Below are 24,776 nucleotides of genomic sequence, written 5' to 3' on the forward strand. Positions count from 1 at the left end.
GGTGAGGTAAGTGGTGATGCTAGACAAACATATGATGGCTATGAGCGGAGTGACCCTGGTTGCGGCCTTGGGGATTGGCTTTGCTATGCAATACAATTCCGGCCCCGGTGATATTCAGTCAACAGTGCCGCCAGCGGCAGAAGAGGCCCAGGCTGAACTGGTTCTTCGCGACATTCGACTGACCTCAACCGTGAATATTGAGCCAGCAGATCTGATCCGTCGCGATCAACTGCCGGCGATGGCGTTCTCGCAAAAGATCAACTGCGCAGTGTCGGCACAGGCCCGTCCTGAACCGCAGGCCCTTGTTGCGCTGACCTTTTGGGCGCCGTGTAACAGCAGTGAGCGGGTTACCGTTCACCACTCGGGCCTGATGTTTACCGCAACCACGGATGGCGATGGCAGATTGTCCATGCAGGTTCCGGCTCTGGTGGAAAATGCGATCTTCATCATTGAGTTGGAGTCCGGCGCCGGCGCCGTGGCCTCCACCAAGGTGAGCGATCTGGACGAGATCGACCGGGTTGCGCTGCAGTGGACTGGCGGCAGCGGGTTTGAAATCCATGCCCGTGAATTTGGGGCTGATTACGGCCAGGGTGGCCATGTATGGTCGGGTGCGGCTGACAGGGGGCGGACCAGTCAGGTGCTGAGACTTGGCGATGGCCAGCAGTTATTGCCCCGTATGGTCGAGGTCTACAGTTTTGCCCGCAACATGACCGACGCCAATGGAACGGTCGCGCTGAGCATCGAGGCCGAGGTCTCGGCAAATAACTGTGGCCGTGAAATTTCGGCGCAAACCCTGGAGATTCGCGGTGGTCAAGGGCTGCGAACACGCGATTTAGTATTATCCATGCCAAATTGTAATGCGATTGGCGACTTTCTGGTGTTGAATAATCTTGTAGAAGACCTGAAAATCGCCGCCAATTGATCTGCGGTTCACTAGGGTTTCTATATGGCTTGGCATCGTGCGGCGGTTTGCGCCGCACTCTTTCTTTTTGGCTCCACCCTGTCCGCTTCGGCGCAGGACGTAACACTGTCCTCACCGGATGGCGCGGTTGAGATCAGCGGCGACCTGCTTGGCTTTGACGGCCAGTTTTACCGGGTGGATACCCAGTTTGGTGAACTGACCGTAGATGGATCCGGGGTGATCTGTGACGGACCGGGATGCCCCAATCTGGCGGATTTTGTTGCGGAACTGACACTGTCCGGCTCCTCGACCATGGCCGAAGTTCTGTTGCCGGCCCTGATCGAGGCCTTCGCGCTGAGAAACGATTACCAAACCCGCAGGAACAGCCTGGAAAACGGGTATTTTGAATATCTGTTGTTGCGGGGCGACTACACGCCAGTGGCGCGGTTCACATTTCTGGTCAGCAACACCGACGAAGGTTTTGCCGATCTTCTGGCCAACGAGGCAGATGTGGTCATGGCCCTGCGCGAAATCCGGCCAGAGGAGCGCCAACGGGCTCGGGGTGCCGGCATGGGAGACATGACAGACCCAAGTCGTAGCCGGGTTTTGGCGCTGGATGCGATGGTGCCAGTGGTGGCGCCTGGCAATCCGGTGACCAGTATTTCCGTACCGCAACTGGCCAGGGTCTTTGCCGGCGAGATCTCCAATTGGCAAGAGCTAGGCGGCGCAGATGCGCCGATATCGCTGCATCTTCCGGTGGCGGGCTCGGGCTTGAGCCAGGCGGTCGAAGATCGTCTGCTGGCGCCCGCGAAATTGCCGCTGTCGCAGGACTTGCGGCGCCATGATCGCAGCAGCGGCTTGGCCCGCGCGGTGACCACCGATCCGTTTGCCATTGGCATTGCCAGCTATGCCGAGACAGGCACTGCGCGGATGCTGACGCTGACCGGGTCCTGTGGGTTTGCCTTGGCTGCGGGGCGTCGCGCCATCAAAACAGAGGATTACCCGTTAAGCGCGCCGATGTTTTTGTACCTGCCGGCGCGGCGCCTGCCCAAGGTGGCGCGCGATTTTCTGAACTATACCCGTGGCCCGGCGGCGCAAGTGGTGATTCGGCGCGTTGGATTTGTCGACCAGGCGCCGGAACAGATCCCGATCAAGGCCCAGGGCCAACGGCTGGCAAATGCCATTATGGCAGCGGGCGAAGAAATTGACCTGGCCGAGTTGCAGCGCCTGGTTGGCCTGATGGATGATATGCAGCGGCTGACCACATCGTTTCGGTTTGAAACCGGGTCCACCCGACCAGACGCGCAGTCTCGCGCCAATATCGCTCAGCTTGCGCGGGCGATGGAGGCCGGGGTGTATGATACCAAGACGCTGGTATTTGTCGGGTTTTCCGACGGTGAAGGTGCCGCGGCTGGCAATCGAAATATCGCGATGAAACGGGCCGAGACGGTGCGGGATGCGGTGGTCAGGGCCGCTCAAACGGTCAATTTGGAGCGTATGCAAATTGAGGTGGAGGCCTTTGGTGAGGCGCTGCCGATGGCCTGCGATGACAGCGACTGGGGTCGCCAGGTAAACCGCCGGGTCGAAGTCTGGCTGCGCTGACCTGTTGGGGATAATCCGGGCAGCAGAGCGCGCATTGTCAAAGCCAATGTCTCCCGCCCGCTGTCGGTCTCTTCGAGACCCGCCCTCCGTTGGGCGTGGCGCCGCGCAAGCGCGGCGCCACGCCCAAGGCTGCAAGCGGCAGCGGCGATCAGCCGATGCAGGGCGCGGGGGCGGGAGCATTGCGAGGTATGGGGCTGTTCACTCGTTTGGCAGGGCTACAGGTAGCCCTCGCTACGAAAGCTCAACTCGCGGGATTTTCCGATGATCAAGTGATCGTGTAGCACCAGACCCAGTGCCATCAATGCGGTGTTGATCCGGTCGGTCATGTCGATGTCACTGGTCGACGGAGTTGGATCACCAGATGGATGATTATGTACCAGTATCAAGGCGCTGGCGTTCAGTTCCAGGGCGCGTTTGGCGACCTCCCGGGGGTAGACAGGCACATGATCGACGGTGCCACGGGCCTGTTCCTCATCGGCGATCAGCACATTTTTGCGGTCCAGATACAGCACCCGGAATTGTTCCGTTTCGCGATGGGCCATGGTGGTGTGGCAATAATCCAGCACCGCGTCCCAGCCGGAAATCACTTGCTGTTGCATGACACGGGCCCGCGCCATGCGGTGCGCCGCTGCCTCGAGAATTTTGAGATCGGCAATCACCGCAGCTCCAATACCCTTGACCTCCTGCAGCCGCTCTGTCGGAGCGGTGACCACCCGATTGAAATCCCGGAACTTGTTCAGCAGCGCGTGGGCCAGCGGCTTCACATCGCGGCGTGGGATGGAGCGGAACAGCACCAGTTCCAGCAATTCATAGTCCGGCATCGCAGTTGCGCCGCCCTGCATGAATCGTTGGCGCAGCCGGGCGCGGTGGTCCTGAATGTAGGACGGCAAGCGTCCCTTTGGCAGCGCTTGCACCGGCGCCTCGTCACTGCCCTGAAACAGCGGCAGAGATGTGTCCTGAAAGGAATCGCGCCGTGTCATGGCGTTAGGGTGCTCTCGTTATGGTTGATAAGTTGTTAACGTGCGGGGTTGAAGTTCGGGTTGATACCAGCCGTCACACCGTTCTGAATAATAAAAGGGCGCCACCGATACGGTGACGCCCTTTCATAGATCATCTGTCCAAGGAACGAGATCAGCTTTTCATCGAATCCCAAAAGCTCTTCACCGAGGAAAAGAAGCTGCCGGATTCCGGGTTGGTGGTGTCTTCGGAGAGATCTTCAAACTCCCGCAGCAGCTCTTTTTGCCGCGCTGTCAGGTTCACCGGAGTTTCCACCGCCAGTTCGATGAACATATCACCGGGACCGCCGCCACGCAGGGCAGGCATGCCCTTGGCGCGCAGCCGCATTTGGCGGCCGGACTGGCTGCCTTCGGGGATCTGTACCCGACCACGGCCACCGTCGATCGTTGGCACCTCAATCGCGCCGCCGAGCGAGGCCTTGGCCATGCTGACGGGGACCCGACAGTAGAGGTTCTGGCCATCGCGCTCAAACAGCTTGTGCGGCAGCATTTCGACAAAGATATAGAGATCACCGGGGGGGCCGCCGCGCATACCAGCTTCGCCTTCGCCGGACAGGCGAATGCGGGTGCCGGTTTCGACGCCAGCCGGGATGTTGACCGACAGGGAACGGTCTTTTTCCACCCGGCCATGGCCACCGCAGCTTTTGCAGGGGTTCTTGATGACCTGGCCCAGACCGGAGCAGGTCGGACAGCCACGTTCGACAGTAAAGAAGCCCTGCTGTGCGCGCACCTTGCCCATGCCCGAACATGTGGGACAGGTTGTTGGCTCGACGCCACCCTCGGCCCCGGTGCCCTCGCAGGAGGTGCAGCCGACGGCGGTTGGGACGTTGATGGTTTTCTGCACACCGGCAAAGGAGTCTTCGAGCGAGACACGCAGGTTGTAGCGCAGATCAGCACCGCGTGCGGCCCGACGTCCGCCCCCGCCGCCGCGCTGACCCCCCATGAAGTCGCCAAACAGGTCGTCAAACACATCGGAGAAGGCCGAGGAGAAGTCTCCACCGCCGCCGCCAAAGCCCTGACCCGGACGACCGCCGCCATTGCCAGCCATGCCATTTTCAAAGGCGGCGTGACCAAAGCGGTCATAGGCGGCTTTCTTCTCGCCGTCTTTCAGAACGTCATAGGCCTCGTTGGCCTCTTTGAACTGCGATTCAGCCTCCGGTTTGTCTTGGTTCCGGTCGGGGTGCAGCTCTTTGGCTTTCGTACGAAAGCCCTTTTTGATTTCGTCAGCAGAGGCCCCTTTGGCCACGCCAAGTACATCGTAATAGTCACGCTTGGACATCAGTTTATCCCTTCTGCCTGAACGAAAGTAGGCCGGCCCTGAATTTGGACCGGCCCGCCTTGGCGTAGATTTGCCGCTTAGGCGCGTTTGTCGTCGTCCAGATCTTCAAACTCGGCATCGACAATGTCGTCATCAATCGGAGCGTCAGCCGGCGCAGGCTCATCCGCTTCGGCGGCGGCATTTTTGTAGATCGCCTCGCCCAGCTTCATGGCTGCTTCGGTCACGTTCTGGATGCCGGATTTGATCTTATCGGTATTGTCGGTGTCGACTTCATCTTTCAGCGCAACGATAGCCAGTTCGATTGCTTCGATGGTGGTTGGATCCACCTTGTCAGCGTGCTCTTCCATCGACCGTTCAGTCGAGTGGATGAGACCTTCGGCCTGGTTCTTCGCTTCGATCAGCTCGCGGCGTTCTTTATCCGCCTCGGCATTATCTTCGGCGTCCTTGACCATCTGGTCGATGTCCGCATCTGACAAGCCACCCGAGGCCTGGATGGTGACCTGCTGCTCTTTGCCGGTGCCTTTGTCTTTGGCGCCAACCGACACGATGCCGTTGGCGTCGATGTCAAAGGTCACTTCGATCTGCGGCAGGCCACGTGGAGCGGGCGGAATGCTTTCCAGATTGAACTGGCCAAGGATCTTGTTGTCCGCAGCCATTTCGCGCTCACCCTGGAACACCCGGATGGTCACGGCGTTCTGGTTGTCTTCGGCGGTCGAGAACACCTGCGACTTTTTGGTCGGGATGGTGGTGTTGCGATCAATCAGACGGGTGAACACGCCGCCCAGGGTTTCGATGCCCAGCGACAGTGGTGTTACGTCCAGTAGAACCACGTCTTTGACATCGCCCTGCAGAACACCGGCCTGAATGGCGGCGCCCATGGCAACCACTTCGTCCGGGTTCACACCCTTGTGCGGCTCTTTGCCAAAGAACTTGCTGACTTCTTCGGTGACGCGCGGCATGCGGGTCATACCGCCAACCAGAACAACTTCGTCGATGTCGCTGGCGGACAGGCCGGCGTCTTTCAACGCAGCGGCGCAGGGCTTCAGCGAGGCTTTGATCAGGTCGCTGACCAGGCTTTCCAGCTTGGCGCGGGTCAGTTTCAGCACCATGTGCAGTGGCGCGCCGTCTTTGCCCATCGAGATGAACGGTTGGTTGATTTCGGTCTGGCTGGCCGAGGACAGTTCGATCTTGGCTTTTTCAGCGGCTTCTTTCAGGCGCTGCAGGGCCATCTTGTCCTTGGACAGATCGACGCCGTGTTCTTTTTTGAACTGGTCGGCCAGGTAGTTGACGATGCGCATGTCAAAGTCTTCGCCACCCAGGAAGGTGTCACCGTTGGTCGATTTAACTTCGAACAACCCGTCGTCGATTTCCAGGATGGTGACGTCGAAAGTGCCGCCGCCAAGGTCATAAACTGCGATGGTCTGGGTTTCTTCTTTGTCCATGCCATAGGCCAGCGCAGCCGCGGTCGGCTCGTTGATGATGCGCAGCACTTCGAGACCGGCGATCTTGCCGGCGTCTTTGGTGGCCTGACGCTGAGCGTCGTTAAAGTAGGCAGGAACGGTGATAACCGCCTGGGTTACTTCTTCGCCAAGATAGGACTCGGCGGTTTCTTTCATCTTGCCCAGGGTGAAGGCGGAGATTTGCGATGGCGAATATTTTTCGCCCTTGGCCTGTACCCATGCGTCGCCGTTGCCACCGTTGACAATGGAGAAGGGAACCATTTTTTGGTCCTTGGTGACGGCCTTGTCGTCAAAGCGGCGACCGATCAGGCGTTTGGCGCCAAATACGGTGTTTTCCGGGTTGGTGACGGCCTGGCGTTTGGCCGGCTGGCCAACCAAGCGTTCGTCGTCGGTGAAGGCGACGATCGAGGGGGTTGTCCGGGCGCCTTCTGCGTTTTCAATCACGCGAGGCTGCGATCCGTCCATGATGGCCACACAGGAGTTGGTGGTGCCCAGGTCAATGCCGATAACTTTGCTCATACTCTTCGATCCCTTTTCTCAATAAGGCGATTACCTGAGGCCTGAACCCTTTTTGGCATCCTGACCTCAATTCATTTGCACAATGGCCTACACCATCATGCGTCTCGGCGTATATAGGGAGCACAAATGAGCCCTGCAACCGTCACATGACGCTGCTTCGTGCGAATCCATACGGTTTTTTTGAACGGGCTTGGTTAAGAATGGAATAATGTTGATGGCCAGGCTGCGGCTTCGCGGGTTTGAAATCCACAAAGGATATCTGGATTTGCCGACGCAACGGGCGCTGATAGACGCCCTGCGGCCCGTCCTGAAGGCGGCGCCACTGTTTTCGCCCCGGGTTGCCGGCGGTGGCGAGATGTCCGTTCGGATGACCTCCTCTGGACAATTCGGCTGGTATTCTGATGCCGCTGGGTACCGCTACATCGACACTCATCCCAAAGGGCAGGCCTGGCCCGCAATCCCGGAGCCAATAGTCTCGATCTGGCATCAACTGACCGGGCTTGAGCGTCAGCCCGAATGTTGTTTGCTGAACTATTACGGCGAAGATGCAAAAATGGGGCTGCATCAGGACAAGGATGAAGCGGATTTTTCCTATCCGGTGGTGTCCGTCAGTCTGGGCGATGATGGGCTTTTTCGCATGGGCAACCAGACTCGGGGTGGCAAGACGGAATCGATCTGGCTGAGCTCGGGCGATGTGGTTGTGATGGGCGGAGAGGCGCGGCTGAGCTATCATGGTGTGGACCGGATTCGGTATAAGTCGTCGCGGTTGCTGCCCAAGGGTGGCCGGATCAATCTGACATTGAGGGTGGTGACGTGAGAAGTTCACGTGGCGGAATTTTGCCAACGAGGCCCTTGGCGCAGATTGAAAAAATGCCCATATAGTAGGTATGATTACACGTCCGGTTAAATACGCTTGGCAACATATCAGGTATGTTCCTCTCTGGTCCATGTTGACCGTTTCGCGATGGCGCTCATTCAGAACACGTTCGGCGGCGCTGGGGCGTGCCGTTGGCGGCGTAATGCGTTGGTTCCCGATCGCGCGGCGCCGGGTGAACCGTGATTTGAAGCAGGTGTTCCCCGAAATGTCCCGCCAGGAGCGCAATTGTTTGCGACGCCAAATGGGGCGGAACATGGGGCAGACCCTGTTCGAGATCTATCATAACGCGGAATTTCACACCCGGCTGGACCATTTCCACGTCTCAGGGCCGGGCCTCAAGGCGATTGAGGCGGCGCAGGCGGCGGGCAAGGGGGCGATCATCGTATCGGGTCACTTTGGCCAGTGGGAGGCCGTGCGCGCCTCGCTCAAGGCGCGTGGCATCGAAGTGGGCGCGGTGTATCGCCGCCAGAGCAACCGGCACTATCAGCGCCGCCTGTTGGCCGGGATCGAGGCTGGCGGCTTGCCGATCATGGAAACCGGACGGGTTGGCACTAAAACACTAGTGCGGCATCTGCGGTCCGGAGGCGTGGTTGCGATATTGTTGGACGAAAAACACCCCGACGGTGCCCGCCTGCCGTTTTTGGGCCGCCCGGCGCTGACCTCGCTGGCGGCGGCGCAACTGGCGTTGAAATACGACATTCCGATGGTGCCCGCCTATGGCACGCGTATTGGCGATGGCAGTGATTTTGCAGTCGAATACGAGGCGCCGATCCCGCATAGCGACGCCAAGACTATGACGGCAGCGTTCAACGACAGTCTGTCGGCACGCATCCGGGCGCACCCGGACCAATGGTATTGGCTGTTGAACCGCTGGCAGGGCGCTTAGCGCGGTAGCGAGCAGCACACCCGCCCAAGACCCTCATATTACCGCCGCGCACCCCAGCTGAGAGAGGCGTGACGGCGGGTGTAAAATTCACCCATTAATCCGATCATGATCAGCACCAGCGACACCCATCCGGCATATTGCCAATTACTGAAATGCGGATTGTAGTTGATAAAAACATAGCCGCGCGCCTGATCGATGCAATGAAACAGCGGGTTCCAATCGAACATCGACAGCATGAAGGATGGCATCGAGTTGGCCAGGAACATCTTGCCCGATGCAATCATATTGGCCCGTTGATAGATGGTTGTGAAAATCCCGACTAGGCTGGGTATCCAGGGTTTTAGCACCAGCAGTATCAGTCCGACTCCAACGCCAGAGATCCAGGATAGCAACAGCATGCCAAAGGCCGGGATCGGCTCTTCGATATGCACCGGGGTAAAGGCGATGTGATAGATGGATAAGATAACGAACAGTGACAGCACCTGAATATAAAGTGATCCGATCGCCGCTGACAGGATGGCAACTATGGTGTTCATTGGGGCGTGCTGCATCATCGGGCTGCTGGGCCCCTCAGCCCCGGCCACGGCACTTACCGCTTTGGTGTGGGTGATAAACAGAAATATACCGGACATCACATAGAGCAGGAAATCACCACGAACGGCTGATCCGCGCATATTTAGAACCGAGAACATCAAATAAAAGACGGCAACCATCAATAGGGTTTGCAGCAGGTTCAACCCCAGCGCAATAAAGGCGTTGTTGTGATTGGATCGTACGTTGCGCACGATGGAATGGAACACCACCTCTGACATCGAGAAGGCGCCGGAGAGGGCTGTTGGCTTGGCTTGCTGTTGAAACATAATGCTGTGGACCTGAAACTTTGCTCAAATATAGCACGGATTTCTTGCTGTTCCGTTGCCGCACCATCATAAGGGGATAAATGTGTATTTTCAACAAATCCCGTGTGGTGGAGTCTTTTAGTGCCGTATGATGCTCTTATTCCCGTGATCCGTCAGCTTTCAATTGAAGCAGGTAGCAAGATCATGGAGATCTATAATTCCGATGATTTTGAGGTAAAGCAGAAGTCCGACGACAGTCCGGTCACGGCAGCGGATGAGGCCGCTGATGCGTTGATTTCGGCTGGGCTGCGGGCTGCGTTTCCTGACATCAAGCTGGTGACCGAAGAGCAGGCGGATTCGCACAAGATCAAAGGGGATACCTTTCTGATCGTTGATCCGCTGGATGGCACCAAGGAATTCATCCACCGGCGTGGTGATTTTACCGTCAATATTGCGCTGGTGGAAAACGGCGTTCCAACCCGTGGTGTTGTATACGCCCCGGCCAAGGAACGGATGTTCTATACTCTGGCAGATGGCACCGCCGTCGAAGAGACCGGCCCGTTTGACGCAGATAAGCCGGGAGAGGTGACCCCGATTCGGGTGGCCGACAGTGATAATGCCGCGCTGATGGTGGTGGCCAGCAAATCACACCGCGATCAGGCCACCGATGATTACATTGGCAAATACAATGTCAAAGACAGCAAAAGCGCCGGCTCGTCGCTGAAGTTTTGTCTGGTGGCCACAGGCGAGGCCGATCTTTATCCGCGCGTTGGCCGGACCATGGAGTGGGACACCGCCGCCGGTCACGCCGTGCTGTCGGGGGCCGGCGGTCAGGTCGTTCGGTTTGATGACCATTCGCCACTGCTCTACGGAAAGGACGGTTATGCCAACCCGTTCTTTATTGCCTGTGCCCCCGGAGTGGAGTTGAAAAAAGCCTGATGTCTGTACTGGTCGTTATCCCCGCCCGCTTTGCCTCGAGCCGCTATCCCGGTAAACCACTGGTTCAGTTGACCGGTGCTTCGGGTGAGAAACGCACGCTGATCGAGAGATCATGGCGGGCTGCCACAGCAGTGGAGGGTGTGGACCGGGTGGTGGTGGCCACCGATGATGCGCAAATTCAAGAGGTCGCGCAGGGCTTTGGGGCTGAGGTGGTGATGACCTCGTCTGACTGCGCCAATGGCACTGAACGCTGCGCCGAGGCGTTCGACACCCTGGGTGGTGGCTATGAAATTGTGGTCAACTTGCAGGGGGATGCGCCCTTGACCCCACATTGGTTTGTCGAGGATCTGATCAAGGGATTGCGCGACGATCCAATGGCCGAGGTGGCGACGCCGGTGCTGCGCTGTGACGGCCGGGCGCTGAAAGGGTTTTTGAGTGATCGCAGGGCTGGTCGCGTTGGCGGCACCACAGCAGTCTTTACCCAGGATCATCACGCGCTATATTTTTCTAAAGAAGTAGTGCCGTACACGTCACGGGTGTATGGTGATGATGAGGCTGCACCGGTGTTTCACCATGTCGGCGTCTATGCCTACCGGCCCGCCGCGCTGGGCGCTTATCCGCGCTGGGAGGCGGGACCACTTGAGGCGCTGGAAGGGTTGGAGCAGTTGCGGTTTATGGAACATGGCCGCAAGGTACTCTGCGTTGAAGTTGAGGCACGCGGACGACAGTTCTGGGAGTTGAATAACCCCGAAGACGTGCCGCGGTTGGAGCAAATGATGCGGGAAATGGGGCAAAATTAGCATATCTGACGTACTCGATATGCAATGTGCCCGTGTGAATGAGGGTTGTGATGCGCGCGTCTGACGACTTGTTTACCCTTTTGGGGGGCTGGGCTTGATGGCTGTGCGGTGGTATTTTGATTGTGGTGGCTCTGTCCGGCGCTTATCGCGGGGCGAACCTGAGCTATCCATCTATTATATTGAGAGTAGATATGCGTAGAAAAGTAACCAAAGCAATTTTTCCGGTGGCGGGCATGGGAACACGGTTCCTGCCGGCAACCAAATCCGTTCCCAAGGAAATCATGACCTTGGTGGACCGTCCACTGGTGCAATATGCCATCGACGAGGCCCGTGCCGCCGGTATCAAGGAATTCATATTTGTCACATCGCGCGGCAAGGGTGCGCTGGAAGATTATTTTGATCACTCGCCCATGCTGGAACAGGCGCTGCGAAAAAAGGGCAAGACGGCCCTGCTGGAAACGCTCAAAGAGACCAATATGGAAAGCGGTGCCATCGCTTATGTCCGCCAGCATCAGGCTCTGGGGCTGGGGCACGCGGTCTGGTGCGCCCGGCGGCTGATTTCCAACGAACCATTTGCGGTGATATTGCCTGACGACGTGATCGCAGCCGAGACACCCTGTCTGCAGCAGATGGTCGAAGCCTATGCCGAGACCGGTGGCAATATGGTTGCCGCTATGGAAGTGCCGCCCGAGCAGATCAGCAATTATGGTGTGCTGGACGTGAAGGAAGACATGGGATCGGTGGTGTCGATCAACGGCATGGTGGAAAAACCCAAAGCCGAAGATGCGCCGTCGAATTTGGCGGTGATTGGCCGCTATATCCTGGAACCTTCGGTGTTGCGCAATCTGAATAAAATCAAGACCGGCTCGGGTGGTGAGATCCAACTGACAGATGCCATTGCGCAGGATATCGGCAGTGATGTCCCGGTTTATGGCTACCGGTTCCGTGGTCAGCGTTTTGACTGTGGCTCCAAGGCGGGTTTTTTGCAGGCAACGGTGTCCTTTGCTCTGGCGCGCGACGATCTGCGCGATGATCTGAGCCGCTATCTGAGCAGTATTTCCCCGGTCACAAAGGCCGCAGAATAAGTACGCCGTAGGGCGGGTTTTGACAGAAGGCAAATAAAATAGTGGTACATATTTTGGTGACAGGCGGCGCCGGCTATATTGGCTCGCACGCCTGTAAGGCGTTGAAGCAGGCGGGGTATACTCCTGTTGTTTATGACAATCTGGTCACCGGATGGAAAGATGCGGTGAAATTCGGCCCGTTTGAGCAAGGTGAGCTGACGGATCGCGCCCGGCTGGATCAGGTGTTTGCCAAATATCAGCCCGTGGCGGTGGTGCATTTTGCCGCCCTCAGCCAGGTGGGCGAGGCCATGAGCCAGCCCGGCCGTTATTGGGCCAACAATGTTGGTGGCTCGTTGAATTTGATCGAAGCCTCGGTTGCTGCGGGCTGTCTGGATTTTGTATTTTCATCGACCTGTGCCACTTACGGCGAGCATGACAATGTGGTGCTGGACGAGGACACTCCCCAACAGCCGCTGAACGCTTACGGCGCCAGCAAGCGCGCGGTTGAGGATATTCTGCAGGATTTTGAGGCGGCTTATGGGCTGCGCTCGGTGATCTTTCGCTATTTCAATGTCGCCGGTGCCGATCCCGAGGCTGAAGTGGGTGAGTTTCACCGCCCCGAGACCCATCTGGTGCCCTTGGTGCTGGACGCAATCGAAGGCAAGCGCGGCGCGCTGACGGTTTTTGGCACCGATTATGACACCCCGGATGGCACCTGTATCCGCGACTATGTCCATGTCTGCGATCTGGTTGATGCCCATGTTCTGGGGTTGCAGTGGCTGCAGGATGACAAGGGCAGCCGGGTGTTCAATCTGGGCACTGGCACTGGGTTCTCCGTGCGCGAGGTGATTGATCAGTCGCGCAGTGTTACCAACCGGGACGTTCCCTTTGCCATTGGTGATCGTCGGGCGGGCGATTGCACCAAACTGGTGTCCGGTTCTACCCGCGCTGAAGTAGAACTTGGCTGGAAGCCAACCCGGTCAACCCTGGATATTATGATCAAGGACGCTTGGCGTTGGCACCAAACAGGCCACTACGAGTCCTGAATTGACTGCGCCTGAACTCCCAGAGCAAGCGATCAGCTGGCGCGAGGCCTATCGGTTGCGCTGGCGGCGGCGGCGGGCGCTTTGGAGATCATACAAGTCACGGCATCACCTGGCTGTTGTCAGCGATCGCACAGATACGATCAAACCGGATGACATTGTTGCCGTTGTCGTGCTGCGCAACGAGATCACCCGGCTGCCGTTCTTTCTGGAGCATTACCGGCGGCTGGGGGTGGCTCAGTTTCTGGTGGTGGACAACGACAGCGATGATGGCAGCGCAGAGTTCCTGGCGGCGCAACCGGATGTCTCGCTGTGGCACACGGCGCAGAGCTATCACGCTTCGCGTTTTGGCCTCGACTGGTTGACCTGGCTGCAGATCAATTATGCACAGGGACACTGGTGTCTGCTGGTCGATGCGGATGAGTTGCTGGTTTACAGCGGCGATGACAGCCGGGACCTGCGCCAACTCACCGCCTGGCTGGAGGGGCGCGGGCAGCTCGGCTTTGGCGCGCTGATGCTGGATCTGTACCCCAAGGGGCCGCTGGATCAATGCGCCTATGCGCCAGGGCAGGACCCGCGCGATGTGATGCCCTGGTTTGATCCCAGCCCCTACCGGGTGGTGCGACAGGCGCCAATGGGGAACCTCTGGGTGCAGGGTGGCGCGCGCGAACGGATGTTCTATGGCGATGACCTGCGGCGCTCACCCACCTTGAACAAAACCCCTCTGGTGAAGTGGAGCCGCCGGTATTCCTACGTCAATTCAACGCACTCATTGCTGCCGCCTCAATTGAACCTTCTTTACGACGGACCAGGTGGTCAGGCGCCATCGGGGGTACTGCTGCACACAAAATTTCTACCCGAGATTGTTTCAAAATCGGCAATAGAAAAGCAGCGGCAACAGCATTTTCACAGGCCGGCTGATTTTGATCCCTACTACGACAGGCTTAGCACTGCGCCGGACATGTGGCATCCGGGGTCGGTGAAACTGCAGGGCACCCGCCAATTGGAGGCCTTGGGGCTGATGCGGCGGCTCGACTGGTGACGCTCCGGGAAACGCCTGTTTTTGCGGTAATTTATAAGTTTATTTAGGTTGTCGAAACGCTTTCTAAATCCATTGATTCCAGAAAGAAATCCATGACATAATGCCTTAAATTGCTGAAGCGGAGCGGATCGAGGTGATCTGGGCCGCTTGCTGTGAACCGGGACTGGATTTAAGTTTGAGCCTTTGGGATTCTTATCGGATGCGACTGCGGCGTAAGCGGTGCATTGTACGCGCGTTGCGCAAATCCGACGAATTGCGCGCGGTGCAAAACAACACCGGCCGGATCCAGCCGACTGACATTTTGCTGGTGTCCACGGTGCGAAATGAAAAAATCCGGCTGCCGTATTTCCTCAATTACTATCGTGGCCTGGGGGTCAATCATTTCCTGATCGTGGACAATGGCAGCACCGATGGCACCGAAAGCTATCTGCGTGGGCAACAGGATGTTTCGCTGTGGCATACCACCGGCAGCTATAAGCGCGCCACCTTTGGTGTTGACTGGATGAACTACTTGAAACGCAAATATGCCCATGGGCATTGGGTTCTGGTGGTCGACCCGGACGAATTCTTTATCTACCCATTCTGCGATACCCGGCCGATCCGGGCGCTGACCGATTGGCTGGACAACTCGGCCATCCGCAGTTTCTCGGCGATGCTGATTGATGTGTACCCCAAAGGCCGCATTGATGAGGTGCCGTACCGCGCCGGGCAAAACCCGCTGGAAATTGCGCCGTGGTTTGACAGTGGCAATTACTCGGTCAAGAAAAACCCAACCTGGGGCAACCTGTGGATCCAAGGGGGGCCCCGGCGTCGGGTGTTCTTTGCCGATCAGCCGAAAAAGGCCCCGGCGCTGAACAAAATCCCGCTGGTGAAATGGGATCGACGCTATGCTTACGTCAGCTCAACACATGCGCTTTTGCCGCGCGGTCTGAACCAGGTCTATGAGACTGACGGTGGTGAAAAGGCCAGTGGCGCGCTGTTGCACGCCAAGTTCCTTGATACCTTCACCGCCAAGGCCACTGAGGAAATGACCCGCAAGCAGCATTTTTCTGGCTCCGCTGAATATAAGGCCTATGCCGACACCCAGCAGGGGCAGCCGGATCTGTGGTGCAAATGGAGCGAAAAATATATCAACTGGCGCCAGCTTGAGATCCTGGGATTGATGTCCAAGGGAAACTGGGCATGAGCACAGTTGGCATTGTCATGTTGGTGCACACGGCCCTGGACCGGGCCGAACAGGTGGCCCGCCATTGGACTTCCGGTGGCTGCCCGGTGGTTGTGCATGTGGATGGCAACGTGCCGCAGAAAACCTACCGCGCCTTTGTTGCATCGCTGGTTGATGATCCAATGGTGCGGTTTTCCCAGCGTCATCGCTGTGAATGGGGCACCTGGGGCATTGTGGCCGCATCGCAAAGCGCCTCGGAACTGATGATGGCCGACTTTGCCGATGTGCGGCACGTTTACCTGGCCTCGGGGTCCTGCCTGCCGTTGCGACCGGTGCAGGAACTGATTGATTACCTTGCCGCCCGGCCGCGCACCGATTTTATCGAAAGCGCCACCACCGCAGATGTGCCCTGGACGGTTGGTGGTCTGGATGCCGAACGCTTTACCCTGCGGTTCCCGTTTTCGTGGAAAAGACACCGGCAATTGTTTGACCAATATGTCGAACTGCAACGCAAACTGCGGATGAAACGGCGGATTCCCACCGGATTGGTGCCGCATATGGGCAGCCAGTGGTGGTGCCTGACGCGGCAAACCCTGTCGGCAATTCTGCAAGATCCCGAGCGACCGGCCTATGATCGCTATTTTCGCAAGGTGTGGATTCCGGATGAAAGCTATTTCCAGACGCTGGTGCGGCAATACTCCGGCAATATTGAGAGCCGCTCGCTGACGCTGTCAAAGTTCGATTTTCAGGGCAAACCGCATATTTTTTACGATGATCATCTGCAGCTTCTGCGGCGCTCGGACTGTTTTGTTGCCCGTAAAATCTGGCCCCATGCGGATCGGCTTTATCAGGCCTTCCTGACGGATCAGGCGGGGGCGATGAAAAAGACCGAACCCAACCCCGGCAAGATTGACCGCATATTTGCCAAGGCGGTTGAGCGGCGCACACGGGGGCGACCGGGGCTGTATATGCAGAGCCGGATGCCACGCCACGGGGCCGAGAATGGTATCACCTCAAACCCGTATTCGGTATTTCAGGGCTTTGCTGAGCTGTTTGAGAATTTTGAACCCTGGCTGGCCCAGGCCACCGGCGCCCGGGTGCATGGGCACCTGTTTGCGCCGGAACGGGCTGAATTTGCAGATGGGCAGATGTTGATAAACGGCGCGCTGAGCGACAATGCGAAGTCCAGAGATTACAATGCCGAAAGTTTCCTGACCAGTCTGATCTGGAACACCCGGGGGGAACGGCAGTGTTTTCAGTTTGGCCCGCGCGACAACCAAGACACCAATTGGCTGGTGGCGTGCGATCCCAATGCGCAGGTCTCGGTGATTTCAGGGGCCTGGGCGGTGCCCCTTTTCAGGTCGAACCGAAACTTCTCTGACCTGCGCAAAGAGGCGGCGCGCCTGCAGCGTATTGAAAGCGAGCAATTGAAAATTTTCCGTTCCCAGTTTGCCAAGGCGCGGGTTCGAATTTGGACGATGGCTGAGTTCATTGAGGCGCCAATGGAACCCATTCAGACCATCGTTGATGAAATCGGTATGTCCCATCAACGCCGGTTAAGTGAGGCCCCGACGATGGTTGACCTCGCAGGGTTTGGCCAATTTTTGCAGAACCTCAAGAATCAGGGCATGCATCCCTATCTGATGGGGGATTTCCCGGTGGAACAGGGGCCGATCAATATGCCAAAACCGCCGCGTAAACCCTATTTGGTGCGATGATCCCATATGACTGACCAATTTGACTACTTCATAGTGTTTGCCGAAATGCGCACCGGATCCAATTTCCTGGAGGTGAACCTGAACGCCTTTGACGGTATTTTGTGTCATGGCGAGGCGTTCAATCCCCATTTCATCGGCTACCCCAACAAGAATGAGATCCTGGGTGTCACTCAGGATGACCGTGACAGTGACCCTGCGCGACTGATTGATGAGATCAAATCACAGACCGGCAGTCTGGCAGGGTTTCGCTACTTTCACGATCATGATGCACGGGTTCTGGACATCGCACTGGAAGATCCCCGCTGTGCCAAGATCATCCTGACCCGCAACCCGCTGGACAGCTACGTGTCGTGGAAAATTGCCAAGGCGACTGGCCAGTGGAAACTGACCAATGTGACGCGCCGCCGGGAGGCGCTGGCCGATTTTGATGGCGCCGAATTTTCTGGCCATGTTGAGGCGCTGCAGGATTTTCAGGTGCTGCTGCTGAACCGGTTGCAGAAAAGTGGGCAGGCGGCGTTCTATGTCTCATATGAAGATCTGCAGAGTGTCGAGGTGATGAATGGCTTGGCGCGTTGGCTGGGGGTGAATGAGACGCTGGAGGCCCTGGATGACAGTTTGAAGCGGCAGAACCCGGCCCCGGTCCTGTCGAAAGTTGCCAACGGGGAGGAGATGTCGGTGGCCCTATCCGGGATGGACCGGTTCAACCTGACCCGGACACCAAATTTCGAACCCCGTCGCGGACCTTCGGTGCCAGGCTATGTGGCCGGGGTGGTGACGCCCTTGTTATACATGCCTATCAAGGGCGGCCCGGTGACAGAGGTGGTGGACTGGCTGGCCGGGTTGGATCACGTTGAGGCAGACGGGCTGTTGACCAAAATGAACCAAAAGCAGTTACGATTGTGGCGCCGCGGCAATCCCGGCTATCGGAGCTTTACCGTGTTGCGCCACCCGGTAGCGCGGGCGCATGCTGTGTTTTGCGAGAACATTTTACCTGCGGGTCCGGGAAAATTCAGCAAGATCCGTGAAACGCTGCGCAAGCGATTCAAGCTGCCGATTCCCAAGGAGGGTCCGAACCAGAATTATAGTAAGGCGGATCACCGGGCTGCCTTTGAGTGTTTTCTGGATTTCCTGCGGGCAAACCTGGCTGGGCAGACCGCCATTCGGGTGGATGCCGCCTGGGCCAGCCAGTCACAGGTGCTGTCGGGATTTGTCGAGCTGGGCTCACCGGACCTGGTGCTGCGTGAGGATGAGATGGGTGAGGAGCTACCCCATTTGGCCCGCCGTATAGGCCGCATGCAGCCGACTGAACTGGCCTTGGCTGCGGCAGACCAACCCTATGCTTTGGATGAAATTTACGACGCTGCTTTGGAGGATAAAATCGCCAAGATCTATCAGCGCGATTATGTGATGTTTGGATTTGGCCCCTGGCGGTAACCGGCATCTAAAGACGTTAGTTTAAGTTGGGGCCAGAGTTTAAGGTGGGGCCAGAGTTTAAGTTGGGGGCCAGCCCCCTTGGGCTCCGCCCGCTCGCAGACAAAACCATCCCCCAGATGGTTTTCAAGATGCCTGCTCGCCCCCCGGGATATTTTTAGCCAGATGAAATGCGGATCCTGGGCGTCGCGTCAAGCGGCCTGGACCGACTGGTTTTCAGTGAGGATTGTGTAGAGTGTTGCGGCATCCGGGTTGGCGCGCAGCTTGGTGCAGAAGCTCTGCTCGCGCAGGGTGCGCGAGACCAGCGCCAGCGCCTTGAGGTGTTCGACGCCGGCGTCCTCGGGGGCAAACAGTGAAAAGGCAATGTCCACAGGCTGCCGGTCAACCGAGCCAAAGTCGAGCGGTTTTTCCAGGATGACAAAAACGCCGACGACATCTTGGACACCGCTGATCCGGGCGTGAGGCAGGGCAACCCCGTGGCCAACCCCAGTGGGGCCGAGGCTCTCGCGATCCAGCAAGGCCTCGACTGTTGAGGGCGCCTGTAGGGCATAGGCCGAGTTTGCGACGTCAGCAATTTCCTGAAACAGTCGTTTTTTGCTGGAGACCGAGCCGATAACACGCACGGCCTCTGGCTTGAGGATGTTGGAAAGTTGCATTGCCCTGTGCTCCGCTTGGGTGCCCCGAAGGGCACCTAGGGTTATCTAAGTTTATGGATCGATCCAGCCGATATTTCCATCGTCCCGTCGATAGACCACATTGAGTCCATTCTGTCCTTCTGGGCGGAAAATCAGCACTGGAGCGCCTGCCAGCTCCATCTGCATCACCGCTTCTCCAACCGACAAAGAGGGGATTTTAGTTTCCATCTCGGCCACAATGATTGGTTGCAGCGAAGAAGGCTCCTCGTCTGTATGAGCGTCCTCTGAAGCGAGGATATAGGAGTTGGCGGCTGAAAGTTCAACCGGCTCGCTGCGATCACGGTGATGATCCTTGAGACGGCGTTTGTAGCGGCGAAGTTGCTTCTCCATTTTTTCGCAGCAGCTATCAAACGCAGCATAGATCTCAGTTTCGTGCGCCTTGGCCTGGGCGGTGAGCCCGGTCGACAGATGCACAGTTGCTTCGCACACATATTCATGCGCCGAACGGGAAAAGACCACATTGGCGTCGGTCGGGCGCTGGGCGTATTTTGCCACTGCCGCGCCGAGTACGGTCTGCACATGAGTCTGCAGGGCCGTGCCAATGTCGATCTGTTTTCCGCTGATTTGGTAACGCATGTGATCTCCTTCACGAATTGACATCCAAAGCTCCAATCGGACCGGGTCCGACAGGCAAAACTAGCTCAGGACGCGGGGAATAGGCAAAACCGATGGTTGCATCCGACCGGGCCTTGTTTCCAAGGTCTGAACCGGAGATGCGTCAAACGGGACTTTTGCCATAGGTCAATTCGATGCCAAGATGGCGGAAGAGTCAATGGAAAACCTGACATTACCCCCGGGGCACATAATCGGCTTCGGCGTGTTCTGGCCGATCAAAGAGGGCCCATTATCAATCAGGAGATGCGGAAATTGTCGCCCAGGTAAACCCGGCGCACGTTTTCGTTTTCGACCACTTCCTCCGGGGTGCCGGACATCAGCACCTGGCCATCGTGCAGGATATAGGCGCGATCGACAATTTCCAGTGTTTCGCGCACGTTGTGGTCGGTGATCAACACCCCGATGCCGCGTTTTTTAAGATCGGAGACCAGGTGGCGGATATCGCCAACCGAAATCGGATCAACGCCGGCAAAGGGTTCGTCGAGCAACAGGTATTTGGGGTCAGCGGCCAGACACCGGGCGATTTCAACCCGGCGCCGCTCGCCACCGGACAGCGCCAGCGCCGGTGCGCGGCGCAGGTGCTCGATGGAGAAATCCGACAGCAGTTCTTCGAGCCGCTCGCGGCGCATGTGGGCATGGGGCACGGCGATGTCGAGCACTGCTGAGATGTTGTCTTCGACCGAAAGGCCGCGAAAAATCGACATTTCCTGCGGCAGATAGCCGATCCCCAACCGGGCGCGGCGGTACATTGGCAGGGTGGTGACGTTCTGTCCGTCGATGGTGACTTTGCCCGCCTCGGGGAACACCAGACCGGCGATGGCGTAGAACGTGGTGGTTTTTCCCGATCCGTTTGGGCCGAGCAGCGCAGTGACCTCGCCCCGGTCCAGCGTCATGCTGACGTCACGGATCACCACTTTCTTGCGGTAAGATTTGCGCAGCTTTTCGATGCGGAGACCGGAGGATCCCGCGGTGACAGTCAGTTTAGGCTTGGCCATTCAATTGCCGCCGTCGGGGTTGAGGATGGTTTTGACACGGCCAGACATCTGGGCCGTCCCATCACTCAGGTTCACCACCATCCGAGTGGAGGTGAGGGTGCTGTTGCCTTGGCTGAGCAAGACATTGCCGGTCATCACGACGGTGCCACTGTCGATGGAATATTCGGCGTGCTCGGCTTCGGCGGCGTCCGGGCCGTTGACCAGGATCACGTTGCCAATCGCCTCCAGCTGCTCGATGCCCTTTTGCTCGGGCTTATAGGACACCAGAACTTTGTCGGCAGACAGGCGCATCACGCCCTGGATGACCAGAACATTGCCCTCAAACTGGGCTGATCCGTCGATCTGGTTGACTTCTAGCGTGTCGGCGGTGACTTCCACCGGCAATGAGGGATCACCCTTGATGGTGCCAAAGGCGATCGAGGCGGACTGGGCCGAGGCGATGCCCGAAATAAGGACCAGCGGCAGGCAGACTATCAAGGCACGAAAATATGACACAAGCTATCTTTCTGATGTTCTAGGAACGTATACCAGTTTTACCCCGTTATTGAATAGCATATGCAAGGGACCGCCTTCGGTTTTTGTCTGCAATTGCATGGATCCGGCGTTTAGGGTGCCTATGGGGCCAGTGGCTTGCACCGGGCCGGGGCTGTCGGCTGACAGACCGCTGAGGGTGGCATTTAGCAGATCGGTTGTCACCAGTAGCCCCGCAGCCGAAGTGATTTCGACATGGCCAGAGAAGCTTGCAAGGTCATTTTCCAGCTGCACTGCGCCGCTGTCCGAGCTGAGTGTCAGCTGGCCACCATCGGCCATGCTGATGACGGCCACCAAATCGGTTGCCACCGCAGGTGAGGTCGGCCCGCCGGGGCGCGCTATGCTGGCCGTTACCGTGATTGCGTCCCCCTGTGAGGTGGTGCCGGAAAAATAGGGCGCGGTGATCTGCTGGCCGCGCATACGTTCTTCGATTTCATGCGCGGCAAAGGGGATCGTGGCCTTGGTGTTGACGCTCCGCGAAATGAGAAACAGGGTGGACAAGAGGGCCAGTGCTGCCAGCGGTAGCAGCACCTTAAGAAAGGTGACCATGCGTGAATAGCGGTCCATGTCCTGCTCCTCCCCCTGCGGTCTAGCCCAGACCGACGCGCAGGCAGTCGTGAATGTGCAGCAGGCCTTCGGCGGGTTGCTGGCTGTCGGGATCCACCACAAACAGACAGGTGATCTTGCGCTGGTTCATGATCGCCACAGCTTCCTCGGCCAGGGCTCCGGGCGCGATCGTGGTGGGAGCGGCGGTCATCACTTCTGCCGCGGTAAGGGACAGCAACCCGTCCATGTGGCGCCGCAGGTCACCGTCGGTGATAATCCCGGCGAGCCGTCCGTCCAGATCGGTAACGCCAACCACACCAAAGCCTTTTTGGCTGATTTCGATCAGCGTGTCAGACATCGGGGCGCTCAACGCGACAGTTGGCAGGGCGTCGCCGCCATGCATCAGGTCGCGTACCTTGGACAGGCGCGCACCCAGTTTGCCACCGGGATGGAAATCCCGGAAATTTTCGGGGGTGAAGTCGCGATGCTCCATCAGGGCAACGGCCAGCGCGTCGCCAAGGGCGAGGGTCATGGTCGTCGAGGTCGTCGGCACGATACCAGATCCGCAGGCCTCGGGGGCGGCGGGCAGCAGCAGCGCCACATCGGACTGTTTCAGCAGGGTGGATTGGGCCCGGCTGGCGACCCCGATCAACGGAATACTAAAGCGGCGGGTATAGGCGATCATATCGGCCAACTCGGGTGTCTCGCCGGAATTGGACAGCATCAACACCACGTCGCCCTGTGCCATCATCCCCAGATCGCCGTGGCTGGCCTCGGCCGGGTGGACAAAATGCGCCGGGGTGCCGGTGGAGGCCAGGGTGGCGGCGATCTTGCGGGCAATATGGCCCGATTTGCCCATGCCCGAGATGATCACTCGGCCAGTGGCGTTCAGCAATGTCTCAACGGCGCGGTCAAAGCTGTCATCCAGCCCGTCGGCCAGTTGCTGCAGTGCCTGCGATTCGATGGTGATGACGCGGCGGGCTATTTCCTGAAAATTGCTCATGAGTGGGCAAAGATATCGGTTTCGGGCCAGCCGGCCAGGTCCAGCTGGGCGCGCATGGGCAGGAAGTCGAAACAAGCCTGCGCCATTTCTGTGCGGCCTTCGCGGGCCAGACGTTTGTCCAGCTCGCTGCGCAGCTGGTGCAGGTGCAATACGTCCGAGGCGGCATAGTCCAGCTGGGCCTTGGTCAATTTAGGTGCTCCCCAGTCGCTCATCTGCTGCTGCTTGGAAATATCGACGCCGATCAATTCCTGCGTCAGGTTTTTCAGCCCGTGCCGGTCGGTATAGGTGCGGATCAGTCGGCTGGCGATCTTGGTGCAATAGACCGGTGCCGTCAGCGCGCCAAAGGCGTTGAACATGGCGGCGATGTCGAAGCGGCCAAAGTGGAACAGTTTCAGCACCTCTGGATCTTCCAGCATCCGGCACAGATTGGGGGCCTCGGTCTGGCCCTTGGCGACCTGAACAATATGGGCATTGCCGTCGCCGCCGGACATCTGGATCACACAGAGCCGGTCGCGGTGCGGGTTCAACCCCATGGTTTCACAGTCGATGGCAACAATCGGGCCAAGGTCAAGCCCGTCGGGCAGGTCATTTTGATACAGGGTATTGGCCACTGGGATTGTCCTTTGTTGCTGCCGCTATTGGGCGTCTTGAGCTGGAAATAGGCGCTTTGGCCTGCAAACTCAACTGCGCTGCATTAAGCGCATACCGGGCGCGTGCAATAGAGGCAATAATCGGCCAACTCCCGCCTGCTGCGGGATGGCACGGGTGATGTCGTGGACCAGTATATATTTTGGATTTAATGGTGCCCAGAAGAGGACTCGAACCTCCACGACCTTGCGGTCACTGGCACCTGAAGCCAGCGCGTCTACCATTCCGCCATCTGGGCACGGGGTAGTGGGGGCCGTATAGGTCAGGGTGATGTGGGCGTCAAACGAAAAAAGCGCAGTGCAGAAATGTGCAGCAAGATCCGGGAAACCTGCCAGTCCCGGCAGGTATTGGAGGGGGCCTTGGGGCTCGGGAGCTGCTGTCATAGGGTGAGCCCGGGAATACACAGCGCCATGAAGACGCTGAGGATCGAACCGCTTGGTTTTCTCGCCCTTGCCCACAGGCCGCCATCAATGAGACCTGCAGCGGCAGAATGTCTGGTGGCGCCTACAGAGGCCGGAGTAACGATCATGGGCGACATCGCGGAACATCGACCGCTTATCACTGTCCCTATGTGGCAGGGATTGGGGCTGCGGCTTTGCGGGTTGATCGCGGGATTCGATTGGTCTGCTGATGTCAGGGATATATGGTGCCAGAAGAGGACTCGCAGGTTTCCCATAACGCATTGAATTATAAAGTGTAATACACGTGCGCCATTTCTTGGCGATGGCAATGTGATAGGTTTCTTCGAACTTACTGATTGCCGACCTCAGGAGTTGACTGGAGAAATGGCATAATTGGGGGGGGCGGACTTTCGCTACAATACAGCATAACCGTCAATTCGGGCGGGAATCTGACCTTGGCTGCGGGTGCAAAACGGTCCAATGAATTCCCCAAACCGGCTCTCTGTTTGCAGAGAAGTCAAGGATCTGGCGTTCGCGCCGGGTCAATTCTTCAGGTCGAAACCCTTCGATAGCAACCTTGAAGTCAATAGGAGTGTCACGGGTGGTTGCCGCCTTGCTGTGATCGCCCTTGTAGGGGTCTAAGCGAAAATACCCCGCCTCATAGGCTTTGCGGATAGGTTTATCATCAATCCCCTGATCCATGTTTTGCGGCGTCGAGTGCTGAAGAACAATTGGTCTGAACTTACTGGTATATATGACAA

General features: G+C 58.0%; 24 protein-coding genes and 1 tRNA gene. 12 read left to right on the forward strand and 13 right to left on the reverse strand.

Annotated features, from left to right (window positions below; all coding sequences use genetic code 11):
- Nucleotides 1–16: 16 nt before the first annotated feature.
- Both QPJ95_RS08125 and QPJ95_RS08130 read left to right on the forward strand, forming a co-directional pair.
- Nucleotides 17–922 (forward strand): hypothetical protein, encoded by a 906-nt coding sequence (locus QPJ95_RS08125; RefSeq protein WP_270917310.1) that lies wholly within the window; start codon nt 17–19, stop codon nt 920–922.
- Between the two features lie 24 nt (nt 923–946).
- Nucleotides 947–2,503, forward strand: a complete 1,557-nt coding sequence (locus QPJ95_RS08130) for a phosphate ABC transporter substrate-binding/OmpA family protein (RefSeq protein WP_270917311.1) — start codon at nt 947–949, stop codon at nt 2,501–2,503.
- Between the two features lie 215 nt (nt 2,504–2,718).
- On the opposite strand, the gene radC is transcribed toward QPJ95_RS08130, so the two are convergent.
- The 3 genes from radC to dnaK all read right to left on the reverse strand — a co-directional run bounded on the left by radC (nt 2,719) and on the right by dnaK (nt 6,777).
- Nucleotides 2,719–3,483 carry a RadC family protein gene (radC, locus tag QPJ95_RS08135; RefSeq protein ID WP_270917312.1) on the reverse strand — a complete coding sequence of 255 codons (765 nt, stop codon included), beginning with the start codon at nt 3,481–3,483 and terminating at the stop codon, nt 2,719–2,721.
- A gap of 151 nt (nt 3,484–3,634) precedes the next feature.
- Nucleotides 3,635–4,798, reverse strand: coding sequence for a molecular chaperone DnaJ (gene dnaJ / locus QPJ95_RS08140; RefSeq protein ID WP_270917313.1), 1,164 nt, complete (start codon nt 4,796–4,798; stop codon nt 3,635–3,637).
- Between the two features lie 77 nt (nt 4,799–4,875).
- Entirely contained in the window at nt 4,876–6,777 is a 1,902-nt protein-coding gene (gene dnaK / locus QPJ95_RS08145) for a molecular chaperone DnaK (protein ID WP_270917314.1), read from the reverse strand.
- Nucleotides 6,778–6,991: 214 nt separating this feature from the next.
- Between dnaK and QPJ95_RS08150 the strand changes: the two genes are divergently transcribed.
- Together QPJ95_RS08150 and QPJ95_RS08155 are read left to right on the forward strand one after the other, a co-directional pair.
- Nucleotides 6,992–7,594: an alpha-ketoglutarate-dependent dioxygenase AlkB family protein gene (locus QPJ95_RS08150; RefSeq protein ID WP_270917518.1), complete on the forward strand. Its 603-nt coding sequence runs from the start codon at nt 6,992–6,994 to the stop codon at nt 7,592–7,594.
- Between the two features lie 70 nt (nt 7,595–7,664).
- Nucleotides 7,665–8,540 carry a lysophospholipid acyltransferase family protein gene (locus QPJ95_RS08155; RefSeq protein ID WP_270917315.1) on the forward strand — a complete coding sequence of 292 codons (876 nt, stop codon included), beginning with the start codon at nt 7,665–7,667 and terminating at the stop codon, nt 8,538–8,540.
- A gap of 38 nt (nt 8,541–8,578) precedes the next feature.
- Here QPJ95_RS08155 and QPJ95_RS08160 read toward each other — a convergent pair whose 3' ends face one another.
- Entirely contained in the window at nt 8,579–9,400 is an 822-nt protein-coding gene (locus QPJ95_RS08160; RefSeq protein WP_270917316.1) for an ABC transporter permease, read from the reverse strand.
- Nucleotides 9,401–9,520: 120 nt separating this feature from the next.
- Between QPJ95_RS08160 and cysQ the strand changes: the two genes are divergently transcribed.
- The 8 genes from cysQ to QPJ95_RS08200 all read left to right on the forward strand — a co-directional run bounded on the left by cysQ (nt 9,521) and on the right by QPJ95_RS08200 (nt 18,584).
- Complete coding sequence (cysQ, locus tag QPJ95_RS08165) at nt 9,521–10,318, forward strand: 3'(2'),5'-bisphosphate nucleotidase CysQ (RefSeq protein ID WP_270917317.1); 798 nt, start codon at nt 9,521–9,523, stop codon at nt 10,316–10,318.
- Nucleotides 10,318–11,118: a 3-deoxy-manno-octulosonate cytidylyltransferase gene (locus QPJ95_RS08170; protein WP_270917318.1), complete on the forward strand. Its 801-nt coding sequence runs from the start codon at nt 10,318–10,320 to the stop codon at nt 11,116–11,118. The genes cysQ and QPJ95_RS08170 overlap by 1 nt, the downstream gene beginning before the upstream one ends.
- Nucleotides 11,119–11,309: 191 nt before the next feature.
- Nucleotides 11,310–12,203, forward strand: coding sequence for a UTP--glucose-1-phosphate uridylyltransferase GalU (gene galU, locus QPJ95_RS08175; protein ID WP_270917319.1), 894 nt, complete (start codon nt 11,310–11,312; stop codon nt 12,201–12,203).
- Nucleotides 12,204–12,244: 41 nt separating this feature from the next.
- Nucleotides 12,245–13,228 (forward strand): UDP-glucose 4-epimerase GalE, encoded by a 984-nt coding sequence (gene galE / locus QPJ95_RS08180; RefSeq protein WP_270917320.1) that lies wholly within the window; start codon nt 12,245–12,247, stop codon nt 13,226–13,228.
- 1 nt (nt 13,229) lies between these two features.
- Nucleotides 13,230–14,267, forward strand: coding sequence for a glycosyltransferase family 2 protein (locus tag QPJ95_RS08185; RefSeq protein ID WP_270917321.1), 1,038 nt, complete (start codon nt 13,230–13,232; stop codon nt 14,265–14,267).
- 199 nt (nt 14,268–14,466) lie between these two features.
- On the forward strand, nt 14,467–15,453 hold the full coding sequence (locus tag QPJ95_RS08190) for a glycosyltransferase family 2 protein (RefSeq protein ID WP_270917519.1): 987 nt from the start codon (nt 14,467–14,469) through the stop codon (nt 15,451–15,453).
- A complete protein-coding gene (locus QPJ95_RS08195) occupies nt 15,450–17,150 on the forward strand; it encodes a DUF5927 domain-containing protein (protein ID WP_270917322.1) in 1,701 nt (566 codons plus the stop codon). Before QPJ95_RS08190 ends, QPJ95_RS08195 begins: the two co-directional genes overlap by 4 nt.
- 6 nt (nt 17,151–17,156) lie before the next feature.
- A complete protein-coding gene (locus QPJ95_RS08200; RefSeq protein WP_270917323.1) occupies nt 17,157–18,584 on the forward strand; it encodes a sulfotransferase family 2 domain-containing protein in 1,428 nt (475 codons plus the stop codon).
- Between the two features lie 188 nt (nt 18,585–18,772).
- Here the strand turns inward: QPJ95_RS08200 and QPJ95_RS08205 are convergent, their stop codons facing one another.
- From QPJ95_RS08205 to QPJ95_RS08245, 9 genes are all read right to left on the reverse strand, one after another.
- Nucleotides 18,773–19,237, reverse strand: coding sequence for a PTS sugar transporter subunit IIA (locus QPJ95_RS08205; protein ID WP_270917324.1), 465 nt, complete (start codon nt 19,235–19,237; stop codon nt 18,773–18,775).
- A gap of 51 nt (nt 19,238–19,288) precedes the next feature.
- Nucleotides 19,289–19,852 (reverse strand): ribosome hibernation-promoting factor, HPF/YfiA family, encoded by a 564-nt coding sequence (gene hpf / locus QPJ95_RS08210; protein WP_270917520.1) that lies wholly within the window; start codon nt 19,850–19,852, stop codon nt 19,289–19,291.
- Between the two features lie 275 nt (nt 19,853–20,127).
- Nucleotides 20,128–20,886: an LPS export ABC transporter ATP-binding protein gene (lptB, locus tag QPJ95_RS08215; RefSeq protein ID WP_270917325.1), complete on the reverse strand. Its 759-nt coding sequence runs from the start codon at nt 20,884–20,886 to the stop codon at nt 20,128–20,130.
- Nucleotides 20,887–21,381 carry a lipopolysaccharide transport periplasmic protein LptA gene (gene lptA / locus QPJ95_RS08220; RefSeq protein WP_270917326.1) on the reverse strand — a complete coding sequence of 165 codons (495 nt, stop codon included), beginning with the start codon at nt 21,379–21,381 and terminating at the stop codon, nt 20,887–20,889.
- Nucleotides 21,382–21,384: 3 nt separating this feature from the next.
- The gene (gene lptC / locus QPJ95_RS08225) at nt 21,385–21,984 is read right to left on the reverse strand and encodes an LPS export ABC transporter periplasmic protein LptC (protein ID WP_270917327.1); all 600 of its coding nucleotides are present in this window, start codon (nt 21,982–21,984) and stop codon (nt 21,385–21,387) included.
- A gap of 22 nt (nt 21,985–22,006) precedes the next feature.
- On the reverse strand, nt 22,007–22,966 hold the full coding sequence (locus QPJ95_RS08230) for a KpsF/GutQ family sugar-phosphate isomerase (RefSeq protein WP_270917328.1): 960 nt from the start codon (nt 22,964–22,966) through the stop codon (nt 22,007–22,009).
- Nucleotides 22,963–23,577 (reverse strand): ribonuclease D, encoded by a 615-nt coding sequence (locus tag QPJ95_RS08235; RefSeq protein ID WP_270917329.1) that lies wholly within the window; start codon nt 23,575–23,577, stop codon nt 22,963–22,965. Before QPJ95_RS08235 ends, QPJ95_RS08230 begins: the two co-directional genes overlap by 4 nt.
- Before the next feature lie 189 nt (nt 23,578–23,766).
- Nucleotides 23,767–23,852: transfer RNA gene (locus tag QPJ95_RS08240), tRNA-Leu, on the reverse strand.
- Between the two features lie 595 nt (nt 23,853–24,447).
- Nucleotides 24,448–24,717, reverse strand: a complete 270-nt coding sequence (locus QPJ95_RS08245; protein WP_270917330.1) for a hypothetical protein — start codon at nt 24,715–24,717, stop codon at nt 24,448–24,450.
- Between the last annotated feature and the right edge of the window lie 59 nt (nt 24,718–24,776).

Source organism: Parasedimentitalea psychrophila (assembly GCF_030285785.1).
In the GTDB taxonomy this organism is placed as follows: domain Bacteria; phylum Pseudomonadota; class Alphaproteobacteria; order Rhodobacterales; family Rhodobacteraceae; genus Parasedimentitalea; species Parasedimentitalea psychrophila.